The sequence below is a fragment of the Fulverythrobacter fulvus genome, assembly GCF_037154085.1.
Taxonomy (GTDB): Bacteria; Pseudomonadota; Alphaproteobacteria; order Sphingomonadales; family Sphingomonadaceae; genus Andeanibacterium; species Andeanibacterium fulvum.
Window position 1 is genome coordinate 36,987 of the sequence record NZ_JBANRM010000004.1, and the last position, 16,342, is coordinate 53,328.

Sequence of the window (16,342 nt, forward strand, 5' to 3'; positions counted from 1 at the left end):
CTCAGTTGCCCTGCAAATGATGACGCCGCTTGGCGAGTTCGGTCACCAGCGCATAGAGCAGCACCAGCAGCAGCATCGTGGCGAGCAATGCGGGCGGCAGGGGTACGAAGGAGAACAGCGCGGCAATCGGCCCGCTATAGGGCAGCACCAGAGCGAGCGCCGCGACGAAGATGCTGCTCCACAGCAACAGCCGCGCCGGGGTGCTCTGCCAGAAGGGCCGCTTCGTGCGCAGGACGAACAGGGCCATCAGTTCGGTGAGCAGCGACACGACGAACCAGCTTGTCCGGAAATGCGCTTCGTCCGCATGGAAGACCAGCCTCAGCAGGGCAAAGGTCGCGAGGTCGAACGCCGTGCTGATCAGGCCGAACAGGATCATGAAATTGCGGATGCGGCCGATGTCCCAGCGCTGGGCGGAGGCGAGCCGTTCCTTGTCCACCGCATCCCCGGCGATGGCGATGGCGGGCAGGTCGGACAGGAAATTGTTGAGCAGGATCTGCACCGGCAACAGCGGCAGGAACGGCAGCAGCACGGTGGCGAGGGCCATGCTGACCATATTACCGAAATTAGCGCTTGTGGTGATTGCTATATATTTCAGCGTGTTGGCGAAGGTCCGCCGGCCGTCCTCCACGCCGCGCCTTATGGCGTTGAGATCGGGGCGCAGCAGCACGATGTCCGCGCTTTCCCGCGCCACATCCACCGCACTGTCGACCGAGATGCCGACATCGGCCGCGCGCAGGGCGGGCGCGTCGTTGATCCCGTCGCCCATATAGCCAACAGCATGGCCCGCGCGCTGGAAAGCGCGCACGATGCGCTCCTTCTGCTGCGGCTCGACCTCGGCGAAGACCGAGATCCCGCCGATCCGGGCGGCCAGAGCCTCGTCGTCCAGCCGAGCGATCTCGTCCCCCGTCAGCACCGCGCCCTCGGAGAGGCCGATAGTGCGGGCCATATGAGCGCTGACATAGCGATTATCCCCGCTGACGATGCGCACCGCGATCCCGCGCCGCTGCAAATTCGCCACGGTCCGCTCGATCCCGCGCTTGGGAGGATCGTAGAACAGCAGGAAGCCTTCGAGACAGGCCGTGCCTTCCTTGCCCGTGGACAGGGCCAGGGTGCGAAAGCCATCCTCCCCCTTGGCGCGCAGGAAGGCCTCCACCCTGTCCCGCGCGGCGGCGTCGAGCGGCACGGCCGCACCGCCCGCGCGCAGAGTGACGCACCCTTCCAGCACTTCCTTTACCGCGCCCTTGCATATCCATAGCGGCTCCGTCCCGCCGGACCGGGCGAGCACGCTGAAGCGCCTGCGAGTGAAATCGTAGGGGCGCTCCTCCAGCTTCTCATAGCCGGAGAGGTCCAGGCTGGCGGCGGAGGCCGCGCCGAGGATCGCCTCGTCCAAAGCGCTGGCCATGGCCGTCTGCAACCGCGCATTGACGCCCGCGAGGCGCAGCACCTCCCCGGAAGGATCGCCCTGCGGATCGACGGCCGCGCTCAGTGCAATGGCGCCCTTGGTCAGCGTGCCGGTCTTGTCCGTGCAGAGCACATCCATCCCGCCAAGGTTCTCGATCGATTCCAGCCGCCGCACCAGCACGCCATGCCGGGTCATCCGCCGCGCGCCTGCCGAAAGAGTCACGCTGACGATCGCGGGCAGGAGCTGGGGCGAAATCGCCACCGCCAGTGCCACGGCAAAGAGCAGCGATGTGACGATATCGCGCCCGAGCAACAGGCTGGCGACAAGGACAAGGCTGACCACAACCAGCATCACCCGCATCAGCATGGCGCCGAAACCGGCAAGCCCGCGCGCGAATTCGGTCTTCTCCTCGGCCTCTTCCAGCGTGTGCTCGATGGCGCCGAACTGCGTTTCCCGCCCGGTCTTCACCACCAGCATGCGCGCGGTACCGCTGCGCACGGAAGTGCCCTGAAACAGCGCGCCCAGCCGCTGGGAAACCGGCGCATCGGCGGCGGAAGTACCGGACGCCTTCTCTACCGGGAAAGCCTCCCCGGTCAGCACCGCCTCGTCCACCAGCAGCGCGTCGCTCGCCATGATCGTGCCGTCACCCGGCACCAGATCGCCCGCTTTCAGCAGCACGACATCGCCGGGGACGATCTCGTCCAGCGGCACGGCAAGCTCTGTTCCCCCGCGCACCACGCGCACCTGCCGCACCAGACGGGATTGCAACTCGGCAATCGCGCGCGATGCGCCATATTCCTGCGTGAAGCCCAGCACCCCGCTGCCCGCCACGATGACGAGGATGATCACCGCATCCACCCATTCGCGCAGCACCAGCGACAGCAGCGCGCCCACGATCAGGATCAGGCCGAGCGGCGTGGTGAACTGGCTGACGAACAGGCGCAGGGCCGGATGGCGCGGCCCCGGCAAGGCCCGATGTTCTGCCCGGCGAAGCGCCTCTTCGGGTGGAAGCCCGCCCTGCCCGCTGCCCAGCCGGGCCGCCAGCACGGCGACATCGTCCGCCCACCAGGTTTCCGCATTCGGCATAGTGGAACACCTCCGCCGCAAGCACGGACATGCCGCCCGCATGCAATAGCCCGCTTTCCCCGCGGAGAATAGCGGCGCGGCCAACTGCCTGTCGGAATGGACATTTCAGGCTGGACGCGCGCCCGATTTGAACTGCATACAGAATGCAAATTCAATCACAGACGGAACACCCATGACGCCTGACAGCTTCGATTTCCTCGTCGTGGGCGCGGGCATTGGCGGGCTGTCGGCCGCTGCGGAACTCAGCAGGCACGGCCGCGTCATACTGATCGAGAAGGAAAGCACGCCCTGCTATCACAGCAGCGGCCGATCTGCGGCGATGTTCGCGCGCCATTATGGCAGCGCGGCGATCCGGATGCTGACCGACGCGAGCGAGGCCTTGCTGCACAAGGCGGCGCAGGACGGGTTCTATGACGCGCTCGCGCCGGAAGCGCGCGGCATATTGTTCGTGGCCCCGGCAAGCTATGACGGGCCGGGCGAGGTCAATGAAGGGCAGGTGCGCATCAGTGCCGCACAGGTAGCCGAACTGGTGCCGCTGCTACCTGCCGACAAAGTGGATCACGGCCTGTGGGATGCCACCTCCTGCGACATGGATGTCCACGCGATGCATATGGGCCTTGCCCGCATCCTGCGCAGCAAGGGCGGCGAAATCCGCACCGGGGCGGAACTGGAGCAGGCCAGCCGGGGCGCCGATGGCTGGCATGTGGTGGCCGGAGGGGAAAGCCTGCGCGCCGCCGCCATCGTCAATGCGGCAGGCGGCTGGGCCGACGAGGTCGCCACCCTGTGCGGCGCGGCGCCTTTGGGTATCGAGCCCCGCCGCAGGAGCGCGGCACTGATCGACCCGCCCGCCGCAGCCGATGCGCTCCGCCCGCTCCAGTCCTGGCCGATGGTCTTCGACATGGACCAGACGCTCTATTTCAAGCCCGAGAGCGGCAAGCTGATGCTTTCCCCCATGGATGCGACGCCGGTTGCGCCGCATGATTGCTGGGCCGAAGAACTGGATATCGCGATTGCCGTGGATCGGTTCGAGCGGATGACCGGCCACACCGTCCAGCGCGTGAGCCATAGCTGGGCAGGCTTGCGCACCTTCCTGCCGGACAATGAACCGGCAATCGGACCCGATCCCGTCATACCCGGCTTCTACTGGCTGGCCGGACAGGGCGGTTCCGGCGTCAAGATCGCGGCTGCGGCAGGTGCCCTGCTGGCATCGCATGCCGTGGCAAGCGCCCTGCCCGATGGCGTGAGCGCAGAACTGGCCCGCTTCCTGTCCCCCGCGCGGATCGGCGCAAAAGCGGCGGATTGAAAGGGCAAAGCGCAAGCAGGCGGTCTTGCGGCCTTGACACAGCATACTGATGTATACAGTATGCTGATGTTTCGTTCAGTGCCCTTTCAACAGGATAATCCAGTGATCACAAAGAACGTGTTGAGCTTGGCGGAAGCTGAGTTGCTGCTCGATGCCGCGCAGAAGAAATCCGAGGAATTCGGCGGCATTCACGTCATCTGCATTGCCGACGATGCCGGCTATCCCATTGCCCTGCGCCGGCTCGATCGCGGCAAGGTGACCAGCGTGCAGATCGCGGAAAACAAGGCCTTCACCGCCGCCGCCCATCGCCGCGTGACGCATACTTTCACCAACACCTTCCCCGGCGAGGAAGCCTGGGGCATCTTCACTCAGCATGGCGGCCGGATCACTGTGTTCGTGGGCGGCTATCCCATCTTCGTCGACGGCAAGGTAGTGGGCGGCATCGGCGTTTCGGGCGGCAATGGCGAACAGGACATCGCCGTGTGCGAAGCGGGCATCGAAGCCTTCAAGCTGCATATGGAACAGACCGGCGGCGGCGTGGTGACCATCCCCGAGGCGGCCAAGAAAGCATGAGTGCCTACAAGAACTTCATCGGCGGCGCATGGCGCGACGCCGCCAGCGGCCAGACCTTCGAACGGCGCAATCCCGCCGATGGCAGCCTTGTCGGCACTTTCCCGCTTTCCGGCGCGGCCGATGCGGCCGATGCCCTGAGCGGGCTGGAAGTCGGCTGGAAAAGCTGGGCCAAGACGCCGATGGAACGGCGCGTGGAAGTGCTGATCAAGGCGGCAGAGATCATCAGTGCCAAGGCAGACGTGCTGGGCGCGGACCTCACCCGAGAAGAGGGCAAGACCCTCTCCGCATCGGTGATGGAATGGAAGCGTGCGGCCGCCAATCTGCGGCTCTATGCGGGCGAGGCCCTGCGCCAGACCGGCCAGACCTTCCCCGCCGATGGTGCGCTGGTCTATTCCGTGCGCGAGCCGGTGGGCATCGTGCTGGCGATCACGCCATGGAACTTCCCCATCTCCCTGCCCTCCCGCAAGATCGGCCCCGCGCTGGCGGTGGGCAATGGCGTGCTGTTCAAGCCTTCGGAAGTCACTCCGCTGACCGGGCAGAATTTCGTGGAAGTGCTGCTCGAAGCAGGCGTGCCTGAAGGGGCCATCGCGCTCGTCCAGGGGCGCGGGCCGGACCTCGGCTCGGCGCTGGTGGAAGCGGATGCCGTCAAGGCGATCACCTTCACCGGCTCTTACGCCACCGGCAGCGCGATCCATCGCATGGCTGGCCCCGGCAAGCGGCTGCAGCTCGAAATGGGGGGCAAGAACCCCACTATCGTGATGCCCGATGCCGATCCGGCCAAGGCGGCTTCCATCCTGATGCAGGGCGCCTTCAACCTTACCGGACAGGCCTGTACCGCCACCAGCCGCGCGATCATCGTGGGCGACATCTACGATGCGGTGGTCGAAAAGCTGCTGGAACTGGTGGCCAAGGCCGTGCCCGGCAATGGCATGGACCCGGCGACCACCATGGGCCCTTCGGGCTGCAAGGCGCAGTATGACCGGGTGCGCGAGATGATCGGCGTGGGCGTGGCGGAAGGCCTGCAGATGCTGGCCGGCACGGCGGACCTGCCGGAACTGGACGAGCAGACCGGCGGCTTCTTCGTGGCGCCGACCATCTTCGGCGACGTTCCGGCCACTTCGCGGCTGGCGAAAGAGGAAATCTTCGGCCCCGTGCTCGCCCTGCATCGCGCGGCGAATTACGAGGAAGCGATCGAACTGGCCAATGCGGTGGAATACGGCCTTGCCGCCGCCATCGTCACCAGGGACACCGGCACGATCCTGTCCTTCGCGAAGGACATCGAAGCCGGGATCGTCAAGGTGAACAGCGCCACCGGCGGTGTCGCCAGCACGGCGCCCTTCGGCGGCATCAAGCATTCGAGCAACCAGACCTACAAGGAACAGGCCGGCCACGGCGTCATGGATTTCTACACCATGACCCGCACCATCTATCTCAGCAGCTGAGCCGAACCATCGCGCGATCCGCCATTCCGGCGGGTCGCGCTTCCTTCCAGCAGGCAAAGGAGACGGCATGGCCGCCACGATCATTCAATGGGCCGACCTTTCGCTGCCGATGTTCGTGCTGGCCGGCCTCGCCATTCTGGCGGGTTCTTTCATTCAGGGATTGAGCGGCCTCGGGCTGGGACTGGTGGCCGCGCCGGTGCTGATCATCATCGATCCCCGGATCGGGCCCGGCCCGCTTCTGGCCATTGCCGTGCTGCTTTCCGCCGTGATGATGAAGCGCGAATTCGGCGCCATCGACCGCGAGGGACTGGCCATCTCGCTGATCGGCCGCGTGGCGGGATCGATCATCGCGGGCTTCATCTTCGCCTGGCTTACCGTCGAAGCCTATGAGCTGCTGTTCGGCCTGTTCATCCTGACGGCAGTGGTCCTGTCCATCCTCGGCCTGCGGGTGGAGCGCACGCCCTGGCACCTGCTTTCGGCCGGGTTCACGTCCGGCATCATGGGCACGCTGACCGGATCGGGATCGCCCACCATTGCCCTGATCTACCAGCGCGCCGACGGACCGACCGTGCGCGCCACGCTCTCTGCCTTCTTCCTCGCCAGTTCGATCATCTCGCTCGCCGTGCTGATGTTCGCGGGCAAGATGGGCACTCAGCAATGGACGCTGACCGTGCTGTTCCTGCCGGTGATGTTCGTGGGCTTCGCGCTGTCGAACCTGATGGTGAAGCGGCTTTCCAACGACAAGGTGCGCTGGTTCGTGCTGGGGCTCGCGGGATCGTCCTCCGTCCTGCTGATCGCGCGCGGCGTGCTCGGCATTGTCGGCTGAGCGGGAGCAAGAGGCATGAGTGAACAACGCACCCTGCTCGTCACCGGCGCATCCAGCGGCATCGGGGCAGCCTGCGCAAGGCGGCTGGCCGGGCCGGGCGTCAATCTGATGCTCCACGCCAGCGGCAGGGACGAACACAAGCGAGCCGCGCTCGAAGCCCTGGCCGCCGAACTGGCCGAAGGCGGCGCTCAGACCGCCACCTGCTTCCTCGACCTTGCCGAGCCCGGCGCGGGCACCGCCCTCGCCTCCACCACTCTCTCCCATTTCGGCGAGTTGGACGGCATCGTCAGCAATGCAGGCTTTGCCGACCGCACGCCCTTCCTCGACGTCCCGCGCGAAAGGCTGGACAGTTCCTTCTCGGTGATGACCGGCCTGTTCTTCGACCTCGCTCGCGCGGCTGCCCCCGCCCTTGCCGCATCGGGCAGCGGGCGCATCGTAGCAATCAGTTCCTTCGTCGCCCACCGCTTCGCGCCCGACGGGCTGTTCGCCGTAACCGCCGCGGCCAAGGCGGGGCTGGAGGCACTGGCTCGCTCGCTCGCCGTGGAACTCGGGCCGCGCGGGGTCACCGTCAATTGCGTGGCGCCGGGATATACGCGCAAGGAAGCGAGCGGCCACCGCGCGATCCCGGAAGCGATGCTGGCCGAAATGGCCTCCCGCGCGCCAACCGGCCGGATCGCGGAACCTGACGACATCGCGGCGGCGGTTGCCTTCCTGATGAGCCCGGATGCCCGGCAGATCACGGGGCAGACCCTGTTCGTCGATGGCGGGCTCTGCCTGACCTGAGTACCGGACCTACGCCCCTCCCCCCGTTCGTCCTGAGCCTGTCGAAGGACTCGCGATAGGTGCGCTCTTGGGGAATCTACCCAGATCGGATGTCGGCGCGTGTCCTTCGACAGGCTCAGGACGAACGGGTGTGGTGATGGGGTGCGGAGGGTGGGAGGAAAAGGGATTACCTTCCCCAACCCGGCCCTATAGCGCCAGCGCCATCCCCACCGTGCGCGGGTCTGCCGCAAGCAGGCCGGCCCCGTCCGCCGCCACGCAGGCGATCTGCATGGCCGGGCGAGTAGCCCAGCGCGGGACTTCGTAGACCGAAGGAGCCGCCTCGCGGAAGGCGAACACGGTTTCCGCGTCGAAGCCTTCCTCGATCACCACGCCATCGTCGGAAGGGCGCCATTCCCAGCGCGGGGCGACGATCAGCTTGCCCGGATCGGTTTCCCCGGCAGCGATCCGCGCCAGCGTCTGTGCGTTCCACGGCATCTGGTTCGCCCCGCCCGGCGTCGCGCCCATCAGCCGGGTGCCGTCGCCCGTCTCCACCGCCCAGGCATGCAGTGTCGTAACCGGGCGCTTGCCCGCTTCGGGGAAGTTCGCATGGCCGACCGTGCTGCTGAAACCGCGCCCGGCGCGATTGGCCAGGATCAGGTCGAATTCCGGCACGATCAGCCCGCTGCCGAAGCGCGGATAGCTGTTGGAATGGATCAGCGTGACCATAGTCCCTGCGTCATCCACCGCAGTGACCATGGACGTGCCGGAAATCCCCGAAAGGTCCCGCCTGCGGCGATTGATCGCCTCCACCACCTCGCGATAGACATGCGGCTGGCTGGCGGCGGCGACCGGATCGAGCCCGGCGACGGCATCGGCCAGCGAGCCGCCATGCGTAGGCAAGGGCGTGACATGCAGCGCCATGCCCGCCAGCGATGCGGCCGTGGCCGGGAGCCATTCCGCCTGCGCCGTCAGCAGGTCCGCCTTGGTCAGCACCCCGCCGGCACGCGCAACGCGGGCAGCCACGGCGTCCCCCACCGGCCCGGCGAAGAAATCCGGCCCCCGCGCCACCAGTTCTTCCAGCATGGCCGCCATGCCGGGCAGACGCACCGGCGTGCCGGGGGTGAGGACATCGCCATCGTAGCCATAGGGATAATAGACCGTGCCTTCGGGATTCATCGCCGCGACCAAGGCGCGGGATTCATCGCACAGGACGGAACAGATGCGCGACCAGGCAAAACCCCGCGCGGCCAGCCCGATGGCCGGTTCCGCCAGCCGGGCAAGCGGCAGTCTGCCCTTGGCGGCCAGTGCCAGATAGCCCATGGGCGCGGCCGGAACGCCGATGGAGGTCGGCCCCGTTTCCGTCATGCCGCCTGCTGCGGCGACTTCACCCAACCCGGCAGGTGCGCCGCCAATGGCCAGCAGAGCCTCAGGCGCGGGCGCGCCCTTGTCCCATGCCAGCGCGATCAGATCGCCGCCCAGCCCGCATTTGGGGGGCAGCAGCACGGTTTCGGCAAGACCCATGGCCGCCGCCGCGTCATAGGCATTGCCGCCCGCGCGCAGGATTTCCGCCCCGATCAGCGCAGCGGTGGGTGCGGCAGCAGCAACCATGCCCCAGTGTCCACGGGCGGTCATCTGTTCGGCCATCACCGGTTCGGCCCCGATGGCCCGCCACCGCGCCGCGCCGGACAAGGCGCTCGATCCGTCCCCTCCCTGACTCATCGCAATCGTTCCTTTCCGCCGCTCAGGCGCCGTGCCGCAGCAGGAGCACCATCGCCGCCACCGCGCCTGCCGCCAGCCCGGCGATCACCGGCCAGCGATTGGCATTGGCCAGTTCCTCGCGATCCAGCCAGACCTCGTTCGCCACGGTCCGCACGCCCGACCAGGAGAGCAGCACGCCCGCACCCACCCAGATCGTGGCCACCTGCGCCAGGCTGGCCAGAACGGCGCCCTGATAGACATTCCCGTCCGACAGCATGACCGCGATGGTCCCCGCCAGCGGCAGGCCCTGAAAGGCGATCCCGTCACGCCCGGAAATAGCGCCGACGATCACCATCGCCACCGGCAGCAGCACGCACCAGAGCGGGCCGGACAAAGCGAAATGTTCGCCCAGCGCATAGACGAAACCGGGCGTGCCCGGGCCGAGGATTGCCTCTGCCGAAGTGCCCTCTCCGATCATGAAGAAGCCCAGCACCGGCACCACCGGCGCAAAGATGCGGATCACCAGGAAGAAGCCTTCGGACATCATGTCGACGATGCTGTCCAGCGCATGGGTGCCATGCTGCACCACGCAGGTGATGATCAGCAGCACCACCGCCATGCCGCCCATCAGGGCGACCGCCATGCCATTATCCGCCGTCTGCGACGGTCGCATGATCGAGAGCACCGCCGTGGCGCCCAGCAATGCGGGCACCACGATCGCAAGGGCGATCTGGCGGCGCGTGGGCGGGGCGACATCGGCCGCTTGCCCGGCACCTTCCGGCACTGCCGCCAGATCCGCCTCGCGCGGGCGCAGCTTGGCCCATGCAAGGCTGACCCCAAGCGCGACGAGGCCGATGACGATGGAAAACAGCAGCGACATGGGCAGGATCGCGCTCGGTGCCAGCCCGCCCGGCGCACCGGTGATGCGCGCGGCGGCCTGAATCAGCGGATCGGCGGAAAGCGCCATGCCATGCCCCGCCATGCTCATCGCCATGCCGGTCGCCAGCGGAGAAAGCCCGGCGCGCACGGCCAGCGGCGCCAGCAGCGCGCCGATCATCAGCACAGTGGGCGTGGGCCAGAAGAACAGCGAGAAGAGATAGGTCGCCAGCGCAATCATGATGAAGGCGGTGCGCGGCCCGCGCATGAAGCCGGCGAAGGGCATCAGCATCACCCGGTCGATGCCTTCCTCGCGCAGGACGTGCAGCAGCGCGCCCATGAAGCCGACCAGCAGGATCGTATCGAACAGCCGGGTGCCGCCGACGATGGCCGCACGGAACATCGCCTGCGCAGCGAAGATCGCCTGATCGACCGGTTCCTGCCCGGCATTGGGCGAAAGCAGTGCCAGCGCGATAATGCCCAGCATGGCAAGGATGATGACCCCGCGCCGCACCGCCATGGCGAACAGCATCGATATGGTGACTGCGAAAAATACCCAGTGTGCCGCCGTAAGGCCCATGCCCGATCTTCCCATTTGCGAACGGCGCACCTGGCTTCTTTACCCGAGCCATTGGCGAGCCGCCGCTCCTCCCGTTGAAAATCCCTGCCTGCCGGTCTCTCCTTGACGGTCCTGGCCTCACTTCCACGGACCGCCCGCTGTGAAGCGGTGCGGCCCGGCGGTGAGGCTCAATCCATCTTGATATATATCTGCCCGCCTTCTTCCTTGACTGGAAAAGTGCGCACGGGGCGCGTTGCGGGCGGATTGATCGGCACGCCGGTTTCCAGATCGAAGATCGAGCCGTGGCACAGGCAGGTGATGCCCTTGCCCTCCACCTTGCCGGAAGCGAGATGGCAGGCCAGATGCGTGCACAGATTGTGGATCGCATAGATCTGCCCGCCCGAACGGGCGATGGCCACTTCGATGCCGTCCAGCGCGAAACGCCGGGCCATGCCCTCGGTCACCTGACCGCTGCGAGCGACGCGCTTGAAGGACTCGTCTTCGGACGAAGCCTCAGCGACATCGCCTGCCTCTTCCTCGTCTTCCTCCTCCGGCGCCCCCATCACGAGTTCGGCCAGATCGAGATCGTCATCGGCCAGCAGGGCCGGATCGACCACGCGCTTTTCCGCGATCAGCGTCTTGGAATGCATGACATCGCCGCCACGGTCGAGGCCGAACACGCCCACAACCACACCATCTTTCAGATAGAAGGCGCTGAAATCATTATCCTCCACATCGCCACGCAGGACGATGGTGTCGTAATCGGCGGAAGAACCGGCGAATTGCAGGTTGAAATCATACTGGTCCGACCAGAACCAGGGCACGTCGTTGAACTCGGCGCGGCCGCCCAGCATATTGGTGGCGATCACCAGCGCTTGCCGGGTGGCATTGTCGAAATGTTCGATCCGCATGCGGCGTCCGAACAGCATGTGCTGGTGATTGGCCACGTCACCTGCGGCAAAGACGTTATGTGCCGATGTGCGGCCATATTCGTCCACGCGGATGCCGTTGCCGACTGTGATTTCGGAAGCACGGGCGATCTGGTCGTTCGGCGTCGTGCCGATGCCGACCACCACCAGCGATCCTTCGATTTCCTCGCCGCCCTGCGTGCGCACGACCACGCCTTCGCCGCGATCCTCGATCCCTTCCACGGCCACGCCGCAGCGGATCGTCACGCCTTCCTTCTCATGCAGGGCAGAGACATAACCGCCGACCTCGTCGCCCAGCACGCGGGCAAGCGGCATGGAACCGGCCTCCAGCACCGTGACGTCCACCCCGGCCTTGCGCGCGGTCGCAGCGATTTCCAGCCCGATAAAGCCGCCGCCGACCACGATCAGGTGAGCGCCGGGCTTGAGCGCGGCCTTGATCGCCTGCGCGTCGGCTGCGGTCTTGAGATAGAACACGCGGTCGGACGTGACGCCTTCCAGCCTGCGCGGCGAGACGCCCGTGGCGATCAGCACAGCCTCTGCATCCAGCTTGGTGCCGTCGGACAGAGTGACCTGGCGCGTTTCCACATCGATATGGGCCGCGGCCTTGCCAAGCTTCAGCTCTACGCCGTTCTCATCGTACCAGTCCGGCTCGACAGACCAGATGTCCTCGATCTCCGCCTCTCCGGCGAGGAAATCCTTGGAAAGCGGCGGGCGCTGATAGGGGGCGAGTTCCTCGTCTCCCACAATCACGATATTGCCGTCGAAGCCCTGGCGCCGCAGCGCACGCGCAACCGATGCCGAGGCATGACCGCCGCCGATAAGTACAAATTGCCGCATTGGGCCTGTTCACCCCTTACCTTGCGCCAGTGGCGCAATTACCCGACCTGAACGGCACAGCCTTCAGGGTTACTGTCGATGATGCGCGGAACCGGGAATATCTCCACCGTCCCATCGACCACGCGCGTGTCGTAAACCGGCTGGCAGCGGCTCCATTGCTGCTCCCACCCGGTCTTGAGATCGAAGGCCCATTGATGTCCCGGGCAAATCATCTTGCCCTGGAAGATGAGGCCTTTGGACAGCCGCTTGTGCTTGTGAACGCACAGATCAGCCATGGCGTAGACTTCGCCTTCGAACAGATAGACGAGCACATCCTCGCCATTCACCTGCACGACCAGCTTCTTCTTGCGCTGCAATTGATCCAGCGGCGCGGCGGCCACCCAGTCAGACATGGAATTTCCGCTTCCTGTGGGGAGGCAGGATGGAGGGGAATTCCCCTCCATCGCGACCTTCCGGGCCTCGATCAGGCGGCAATCGCCTCGGGCGCCGCATTGGCGGCTTCGAGGTCGGGCTTCACGTAATAGTCGTAGAGCGACTTGGTGTAGGACACGCGCATGTCGGCAGCGTCGCGGATGGCTTCGAGGCATTCCTGCTGCAGTTCCGGCGTGTTGGCGTATTTCAGCACGATCTCGTAACCGCGCGCGCCATGCACCTCGTCAGAGGAAATGTGCAGTTCGAAGAACTCGGCCTCGTCTTCGGTGAAGCCATACTTCTCGATCAGCACCGGATATTGGCGGCGGTAGATTTCGGGAACCTGGGATTCGAGGCCCACGATCAGCGCGGCCGATGCAACCACCCAGTTCTTGCGCATGGCAACGGCATAGCACCAGCCCTGGAAGCCGCGGGTCACCGGGTTCATGTTGGCCGGATCGGTCATGCGCTCTTCGGTGGTGCCGCAGGCGAGCGCAAAGCGCAGCAGCAGGTCGGTATGGCGGATATCGGCCAGTTCTTCCTCATACATGTTCTGCAGCAGGAAGTCCTTGGCATCCATCGCCGTTTCCGGGGCGTTGGCATAGATATAGCCCAGATAGTCCGCGAAGGGGCCGACATACTGATAGTGGTTTTCGGCCCAGCGGCAGAAATGCTCGCGCTTCAGCTCGCCATTGGTCCAGGCAAGGCTGAACGAGGCGTCCTTCGCCGCGCGGCCTTCCATCGCCTTTTTGATCGCAACCTTGAACTCTTCCGGGGACATCAATTCGGCCATTTCTCAATCCTCCAATTTCGCATGAGAGAAGTTGTATACAGTATGCATATGAGAGTCAATGCCGCCTAGCTGCCAATCCGGTTCCGGCTGGCAAGCGAGGCCAGCATGGAAATGGCGCTGAGCGGAGTGAGCGAACCGGTGCGCGGATTGTCCGGCATCTTCTGGCTTTCGACCTTGATCTGCAGCTTCGCCGCCGGCGAGTTCACGTGAATTTCCTGATAAAGGCTGGCCACATGCGGATCGGCCCACATCTGCACCTGCGTCCCCTCCGGGCCGAGAGTCGCAAGGCTGAGCGTGGCCGCGACATTGGCATTGGCGGGAAAGGCACGGGCGGCCTCTGCCGCATTGCCTTCGAAGATCAGCATGGCCTCCGTCAGGCTCGACAGATCATACCCCTTGGCCACCACATGCGGGGCGTCGGCCAGGCTTTCGGGCGGCTTGCGCGAGATCAGCGTCACGGAATCGAACCCGGCGCGCGCCAGTGCCCGCAAACCGTCGAAGCCGACGATCCCGCCCGAGGGAACCATAATCCGCGCGCCGGTCTCTTCCGCGCGGCGGAACAGTTCGGGCCTGGCAAGCAGCGCGCCCGAATTCATCGTGACGAAGATCTTGCCCGCCTCGATCGCGGGCGGCGCAATCTCGTCCATGGCGGCGGCCACGGCCGCATCAAATACGACGTCCGCCGAGGCCACCAATTCGCCGACCGGCAGGATCGGCACCGGGCGAGACAGGCGGGCAAGCGCGGGAGCAGCCTTGGCCGGATCGCGAATGGTCAGACCGGCAAGCTCCAGCCCTTCAAGCGCATCGGCGCCGTCAAGCGCCCCGGCGACCATCTGGCCGATCACGCCAAAGCCCACGATTCCCACTTTCAGGGGGCCTGCCTGCATCACCACTTCACCTTGTATACAATCGACATTACACAAGCTCGCATAGTGCGATTTGCAGCGAATGCAAATGGCGAGATTGCTCCGCCTGACGTTACGGCGCGGCGGGCGCGCGAGGAGGGATTGCGATGGAGTTTCTCGACACCGGAACGGCACGACTCGCCTATCGGGTCGACGGCCCGGAAGATGCCCCCGCCCTGCTGTGCATCCATGGATCGTGGGACGATCATCACAGCTGGGACGGCATGGCCCATCGCCTGCCCACGCTGCGCACGATCCGCTACGACCGGCGCGGCCACAGCCTCAGTTCCGCCCCGCCGGGCCAAGGCCGGTTGAGCGAGGATGTGGACGATGCGCTCGCCCTGCTCGATGCGCTGGGCATCGAGAGTGCAAATGTGATCGGCCATTCCTATGGTGCAAACGTCGCCATCGTGCTCGCCGCCCGCGCGCCGGAGCGAGTGACGGCCTTGTTCCTGCACGAACCGCCCGTCTTCGGACTGCTGGGCGGTGGCAATGATTCCGACCTTGCCCTGCGCTCCGACGCGATGGCCACGATGAAACGTGCGGCCGAATTGCTGGAGGCGGGGGATACATTTGCGGGCGCTCATCTCTTCATCGAAGAGGTCGCCTTCGGACCGGGAAGCTGGGAGAGCTTGTTCGACGAGCATGCCCGCGCAACGATCCTCGCCAATGCGCATACCTGGCTGGATCAGTCCCGCGATCCCGAAAGGCTGGCCGTCGATGTGGGCGCGCTCGCCTCTTTCACTGGTCCCATCGCGATGACGACGGGTCGCGAGAGCCTGCCCGCCTATCCGGCGACCGTTCGCCATATCGCCGCCGCGCTTCTCGCGATGAAGGTGCACCACGTGAGTGGCGGGCATGGGGCACATATCTCTCATCCCGCCGACATCGCCGCAGTGATCCGGGCGTCGCTGGGTGGATAGAACCACTCTTCAGGCCGCCCCTTCAGCGGTGGCTCCTTGCGGAGCGGCATTCTGCTGCGCGTAGGAACGCGCGATAAAGGCACACAGGATCAACTGGATCTGGTGGAAGATCATCAGCGGCAGGATCAGGAAGCCAACCTGTGCCGCCGGAAACAGGGCCGCCGCCATCGGGACGCCGCTGGCAAGGCTCTTCTTCGACCCGCAGAACACCAGCACGATCTCGTCCTCGCGCGCGAACCACAGCCGCCCGGCCCAGCGCGTGACGCCCAGAACGACGAGCAACAGCAGCGATCCGGTGAGGAAGATTGCAACAAGGTCAGCAATCGAGATGCGCGACCACAGCCCCTCCACTACGGCGGCGCTGAAGGCGGTGTAGACCACGAGCAGGATGGAGCCCCGATCAAGCCTGCCCAGCAGGCTCTTGTGCCGGTCGACAAATTTGCCGGTCAGCGGGCGCGAGAAATGGCCTACCGCAAAGGGCAGCAGCAGCGTGGTCGCCACCGACCCGATCGCCTCCAGCGTGCCGCCATGCGCTTCCCCCGCGCCGGGGATCAGCAGGCCCGCCAGCAGCGGCGTCAGGAACACGCCGGCAATATTGGAAAGCGAAGCGCTGCACACCGCCGCAGCGATATTGCCGCCCGCGATGCTGGTGAAGGCGATGGAGGACTGCACCGTGGACGGCAGGACGGACAGGAACAGGAACCCGCCCTTCAAATCATCGTCCAGCAGCCGGTCGGGCAAGGCGGCAATGGCCATGCCCAGCAGGGGAAATAGAATGAAAGTGCTCGCGCCTACCGCGAGATGCAGGCGCCATGCGCCCAGGCCGCCCAGCACTGCTTCGCGCGTCAGCTTGGCGCCGTGCATGAAGAACAGCAGCGTGATCGCTGCCTTGGTCGCCCAGGAAAAGCCGGTCGCGACCGTGCCCTGGCAGGGCAGAAATGTGGCCAGCCCCACGCAGGCGAGCAGGAGCAGAGTGAATGTGTCTGGCCGGATTTTCTTGAGCATTACGCGGCTTCC

14 protein-coding genes are annotated in these 16,342 nt (G+C 65.8%); 6 read left to right on the plus strand and 8 right to left on the minus strand.

The window, feature by feature from the left end; genetic code table 11:
- Position 1: 1 nt before the first annotated feature.
- Complete coding sequence (gene mgtA / locus WFP36_RS12380; protein WP_336980822.1) at positions 2–2,488, minus strand: magnesium-translocating P-type ATPase; 2,487 nt, start codon at positions 2,486–2,488, stop codon at positions 2–4.
- A gap of 172 nt (positions 2,489–2,660) precedes the next feature.
- On the opposite strand from mgtA, the gene WFP36_RS12385 reads away from it, so the two are divergent.
- The 5 genes from WFP36_RS12385 to WFP36_RS12405 all read left to right on the plus strand — a co-directional run bounded on the left by WFP36_RS12385 (position 2,661) and on the right by WFP36_RS12405 (position 7,415).
- Positions 2,661–3,791 (plus strand): NAD(P)/FAD-dependent oxidoreductase, encoded by a 1,131-nt coding sequence (locus WFP36_RS12385; RefSeq protein ID WP_336980823.1) that lies wholly within the window; start codon positions 2,661–2,663, stop codon positions 3,789–3,791.
- A gap of 102 nt (positions 3,792–3,893) precedes the next feature.
- Entirely contained in the window at positions 3,894–4,364 is a 471-nt protein-coding gene (locus tag WFP36_RS12390) for a GlcG/HbpS family heme-binding protein (protein WP_336980824.1), read from the plus strand.
- Positions 4,361–5,806: an aldehyde dehydrogenase family protein gene (locus WFP36_RS12395; RefSeq protein ID WP_336980825.1), complete on the plus strand. Its 1,446-nt coding sequence runs from the start codon at positions 4,361–4,363 to the stop codon at positions 5,804–5,806. Before WFP36_RS12390 ends, WFP36_RS12395 begins: the two co-directional genes overlap by 4 nt.
- A 67-nt stretch (positions 5,807–5,873) precedes the next feature.
- Complete coding sequence (locus WFP36_RS12400; protein ID WP_336980826.1) at positions 5,874–6,632, plus strand: sulfite exporter TauE/SafE family protein; 759 nt, start codon at positions 5,874–5,876, stop codon at positions 6,630–6,632.
- A 15-nt stretch (positions 6,633–6,647) separates the two neighbouring features.
- On the plus strand, positions 6,648–7,415 hold the full coding sequence (locus WFP36_RS12405; RefSeq protein WP_336980827.1) for an SDR family NAD(P)-dependent oxidoreductase: 768 nt from the start codon (positions 6,648–6,650) through the stop codon (positions 7,413–7,415).
- 186 nt (positions 7,416–7,601) lie between these two features.
- On the opposite strand, the gene WFP36_RS12410 is transcribed toward WFP36_RS12405, so the two are convergent.
- The 6 genes from WFP36_RS12410 to WFP36_RS12435 all read right to left on the minus strand — a co-directional run bounded on the left by WFP36_RS12410 (position 7,602) and on the right by WFP36_RS12435 (position 14,384).
- Positions 7,602–9,113 (minus strand): gamma-glutamyltransferase, encoded by a 1,512-nt coding sequence (locus tag WFP36_RS12410; RefSeq protein WP_336980828.1) that lies wholly within the window; start codon positions 9,111–9,113, stop codon positions 7,602–7,604.
- A gap of 22 nt (positions 9,114–9,135) precedes the next feature.
- Entirely contained in the window at positions 9,136–10,548 is a 1,413-nt protein-coding gene (locus tag WFP36_RS12415) for a hypothetical protein (RefSeq protein ID WP_336980829.1), read from the minus strand.
- Between the two features lie 167 nt (positions 10,549–10,715).
- Positions 10,716–12,293: an FAD-dependent oxidoreductase gene (locus tag WFP36_RS12420; protein ID WP_336980830.1), complete on the minus strand. Its 1,578-nt coding sequence runs from the start codon at positions 12,291–12,293 to the stop codon at positions 10,716–10,718.
- Positions 12,294–12,331: 38 nt separating this feature from the next.
- Entirely contained in the window at positions 12,332–12,685 is a 354-nt protein-coding gene (locus tag WFP36_RS12425) for a Rieske (2Fe-2S) protein (RefSeq protein WP_336980831.1), read from the minus strand.
- A gap of 71 nt (positions 12,686–12,756) precedes the next feature.
- Positions 12,757–13,497 (minus strand): TenA family transcriptional regulator, encoded by a 741-nt coding sequence (locus WFP36_RS12430; protein WP_054530658.1) that lies wholly within the window; start codon positions 13,495–13,497, stop codon positions 12,757–12,759.
- 65 nt (positions 13,498–13,562) lie between these two features.
- Positions 13,563–14,384 carry an aspartate dehydrogenase domain-containing protein gene (locus WFP36_RS12435; protein ID WP_336980832.1) on the minus strand — a complete coding sequence of 274 codons (822 nt, stop codon included), beginning with the start codon at positions 14,382–14,384 and terminating at the stop codon, positions 13,563–13,565.
- Between the two features lie 125 nt (positions 14,385–14,509).
- Between WFP36_RS12435 and WFP36_RS12440 the strand changes: the two genes are divergently transcribed.
- Complete coding sequence (locus tag WFP36_RS12440; protein ID WP_336980833.1) at positions 14,510–15,325, plus strand: alpha/beta fold hydrolase; 816 nt, start codon at positions 14,510–14,512, stop codon at positions 15,323–15,325.
- 9 nt (positions 15,326–15,334) lie between these two features.
- On the opposite strand, the gene WFP36_RS12445 is transcribed toward WFP36_RS12440, so the two are convergent.
- Positions 15,335–16,330 (minus strand): bile acid:sodium symporter family protein, encoded by a 996-nt coding sequence (locus tag WFP36_RS12445; protein WP_336980834.1) that lies wholly within the window; start codon positions 16,328–16,330, stop codon positions 15,335–15,337.
- Positions 16,331–16,342: the final 12 nt, after the last annotated feature.

Excerpts from the sequence above, each read along its gene's own strand:
- WFP36_RS12420 (WP_336980830.1), bottom strand. The coding sequence starts at position 12,293 with ATGCGGCAATTTGTACTTATCGGCGGCGGTCATGCCTCGGCATCGGTT.
- WFP36_RS12430 (WP_054530658.1), bottom strand. The coding sequence starts at position 13,497 with ATGGCCGAATTGATGTCCCCGGAAGAGTTCAAGGTTGCGATCAAAAAG.
- WFP36_RS12425 (WP_336980831.1), bottom strand. The coding sequence starts at position 12,685 with ATGTCTGACTGGGTGGCCGCCGCGCCGCTGGATCAATTGCAGCGCAAG.
- WFP36_RS12445 (WP_336980834.1), bottom strand. The coding sequence starts at position 16,330 with ATGCTCAAGAAAATCCGGCCAGACACATTCACTCTGCTCCTGCTCGCC.
- WFP36_RS12440 (WP_336980833.1), top strand. The coding sequence starts at position 14,510 with ATGGAGTTTCTCGACACCGGAACGGCACGACTCGCCTATCGGGTCGAC.
- WFP36_RS12410 (WP_336980828.1), bottom strand. The coding sequence starts at position 9,113 with ATGAGTCAGGGAGGGGACGGATCGAGCGCCTTGTCCGGCGCGGCGCGG.
- WFP36_RS12405 (WP_336980827.1), top strand. The coding sequence starts at position 6,648 with ATGAGTGAACAACGCACCCTGCTCGTCACCGGCGCATCCAGCGGCATC.
- mgtA (WP_336980822.1), bottom strand. The coding sequence starts at position 2,488 with ATGCCGAATGCGGAAACCTGGTGGGCGGACGATGTCGCCGTGCTGGCG.
- WFP36_RS12400 (WP_336980826.1), top strand. The coding sequence starts at position 5,874 with ATGGCCGCCACGATCATTCAATGGGCCGACCTTTCGCTGCCGATGTTC.
- WFP36_RS12435 (WP_336980832.1), bottom strand. The coding sequence starts at position 14,384 with ATGCAGGCAGGCCCCCTGAAAGTGGGAATCGTGGGCTTTGGCGTGATC.
- WFP36_RS12395 (WP_336980825.1), top strand. The coding sequence starts at position 4,361 with ATGAGTGCCTACAAGAACTTCATCGGCGGCGCATGGCGCGACGCCGCC.
- WFP36_RS12385 (WP_336980823.1), top strand. The coding sequence starts at position 2,661 with ATGACGCCTGACAGCTTCGATTTCCTCGTCGTGGGCGCGGGCATTGGC.
- WFP36_RS12415 (WP_336980829.1), bottom strand. The coding sequence starts at position 10,548 with ATGGGCCTTACGGCGGCACACTGGGTATTTTTCGCAGTCACCATATCG.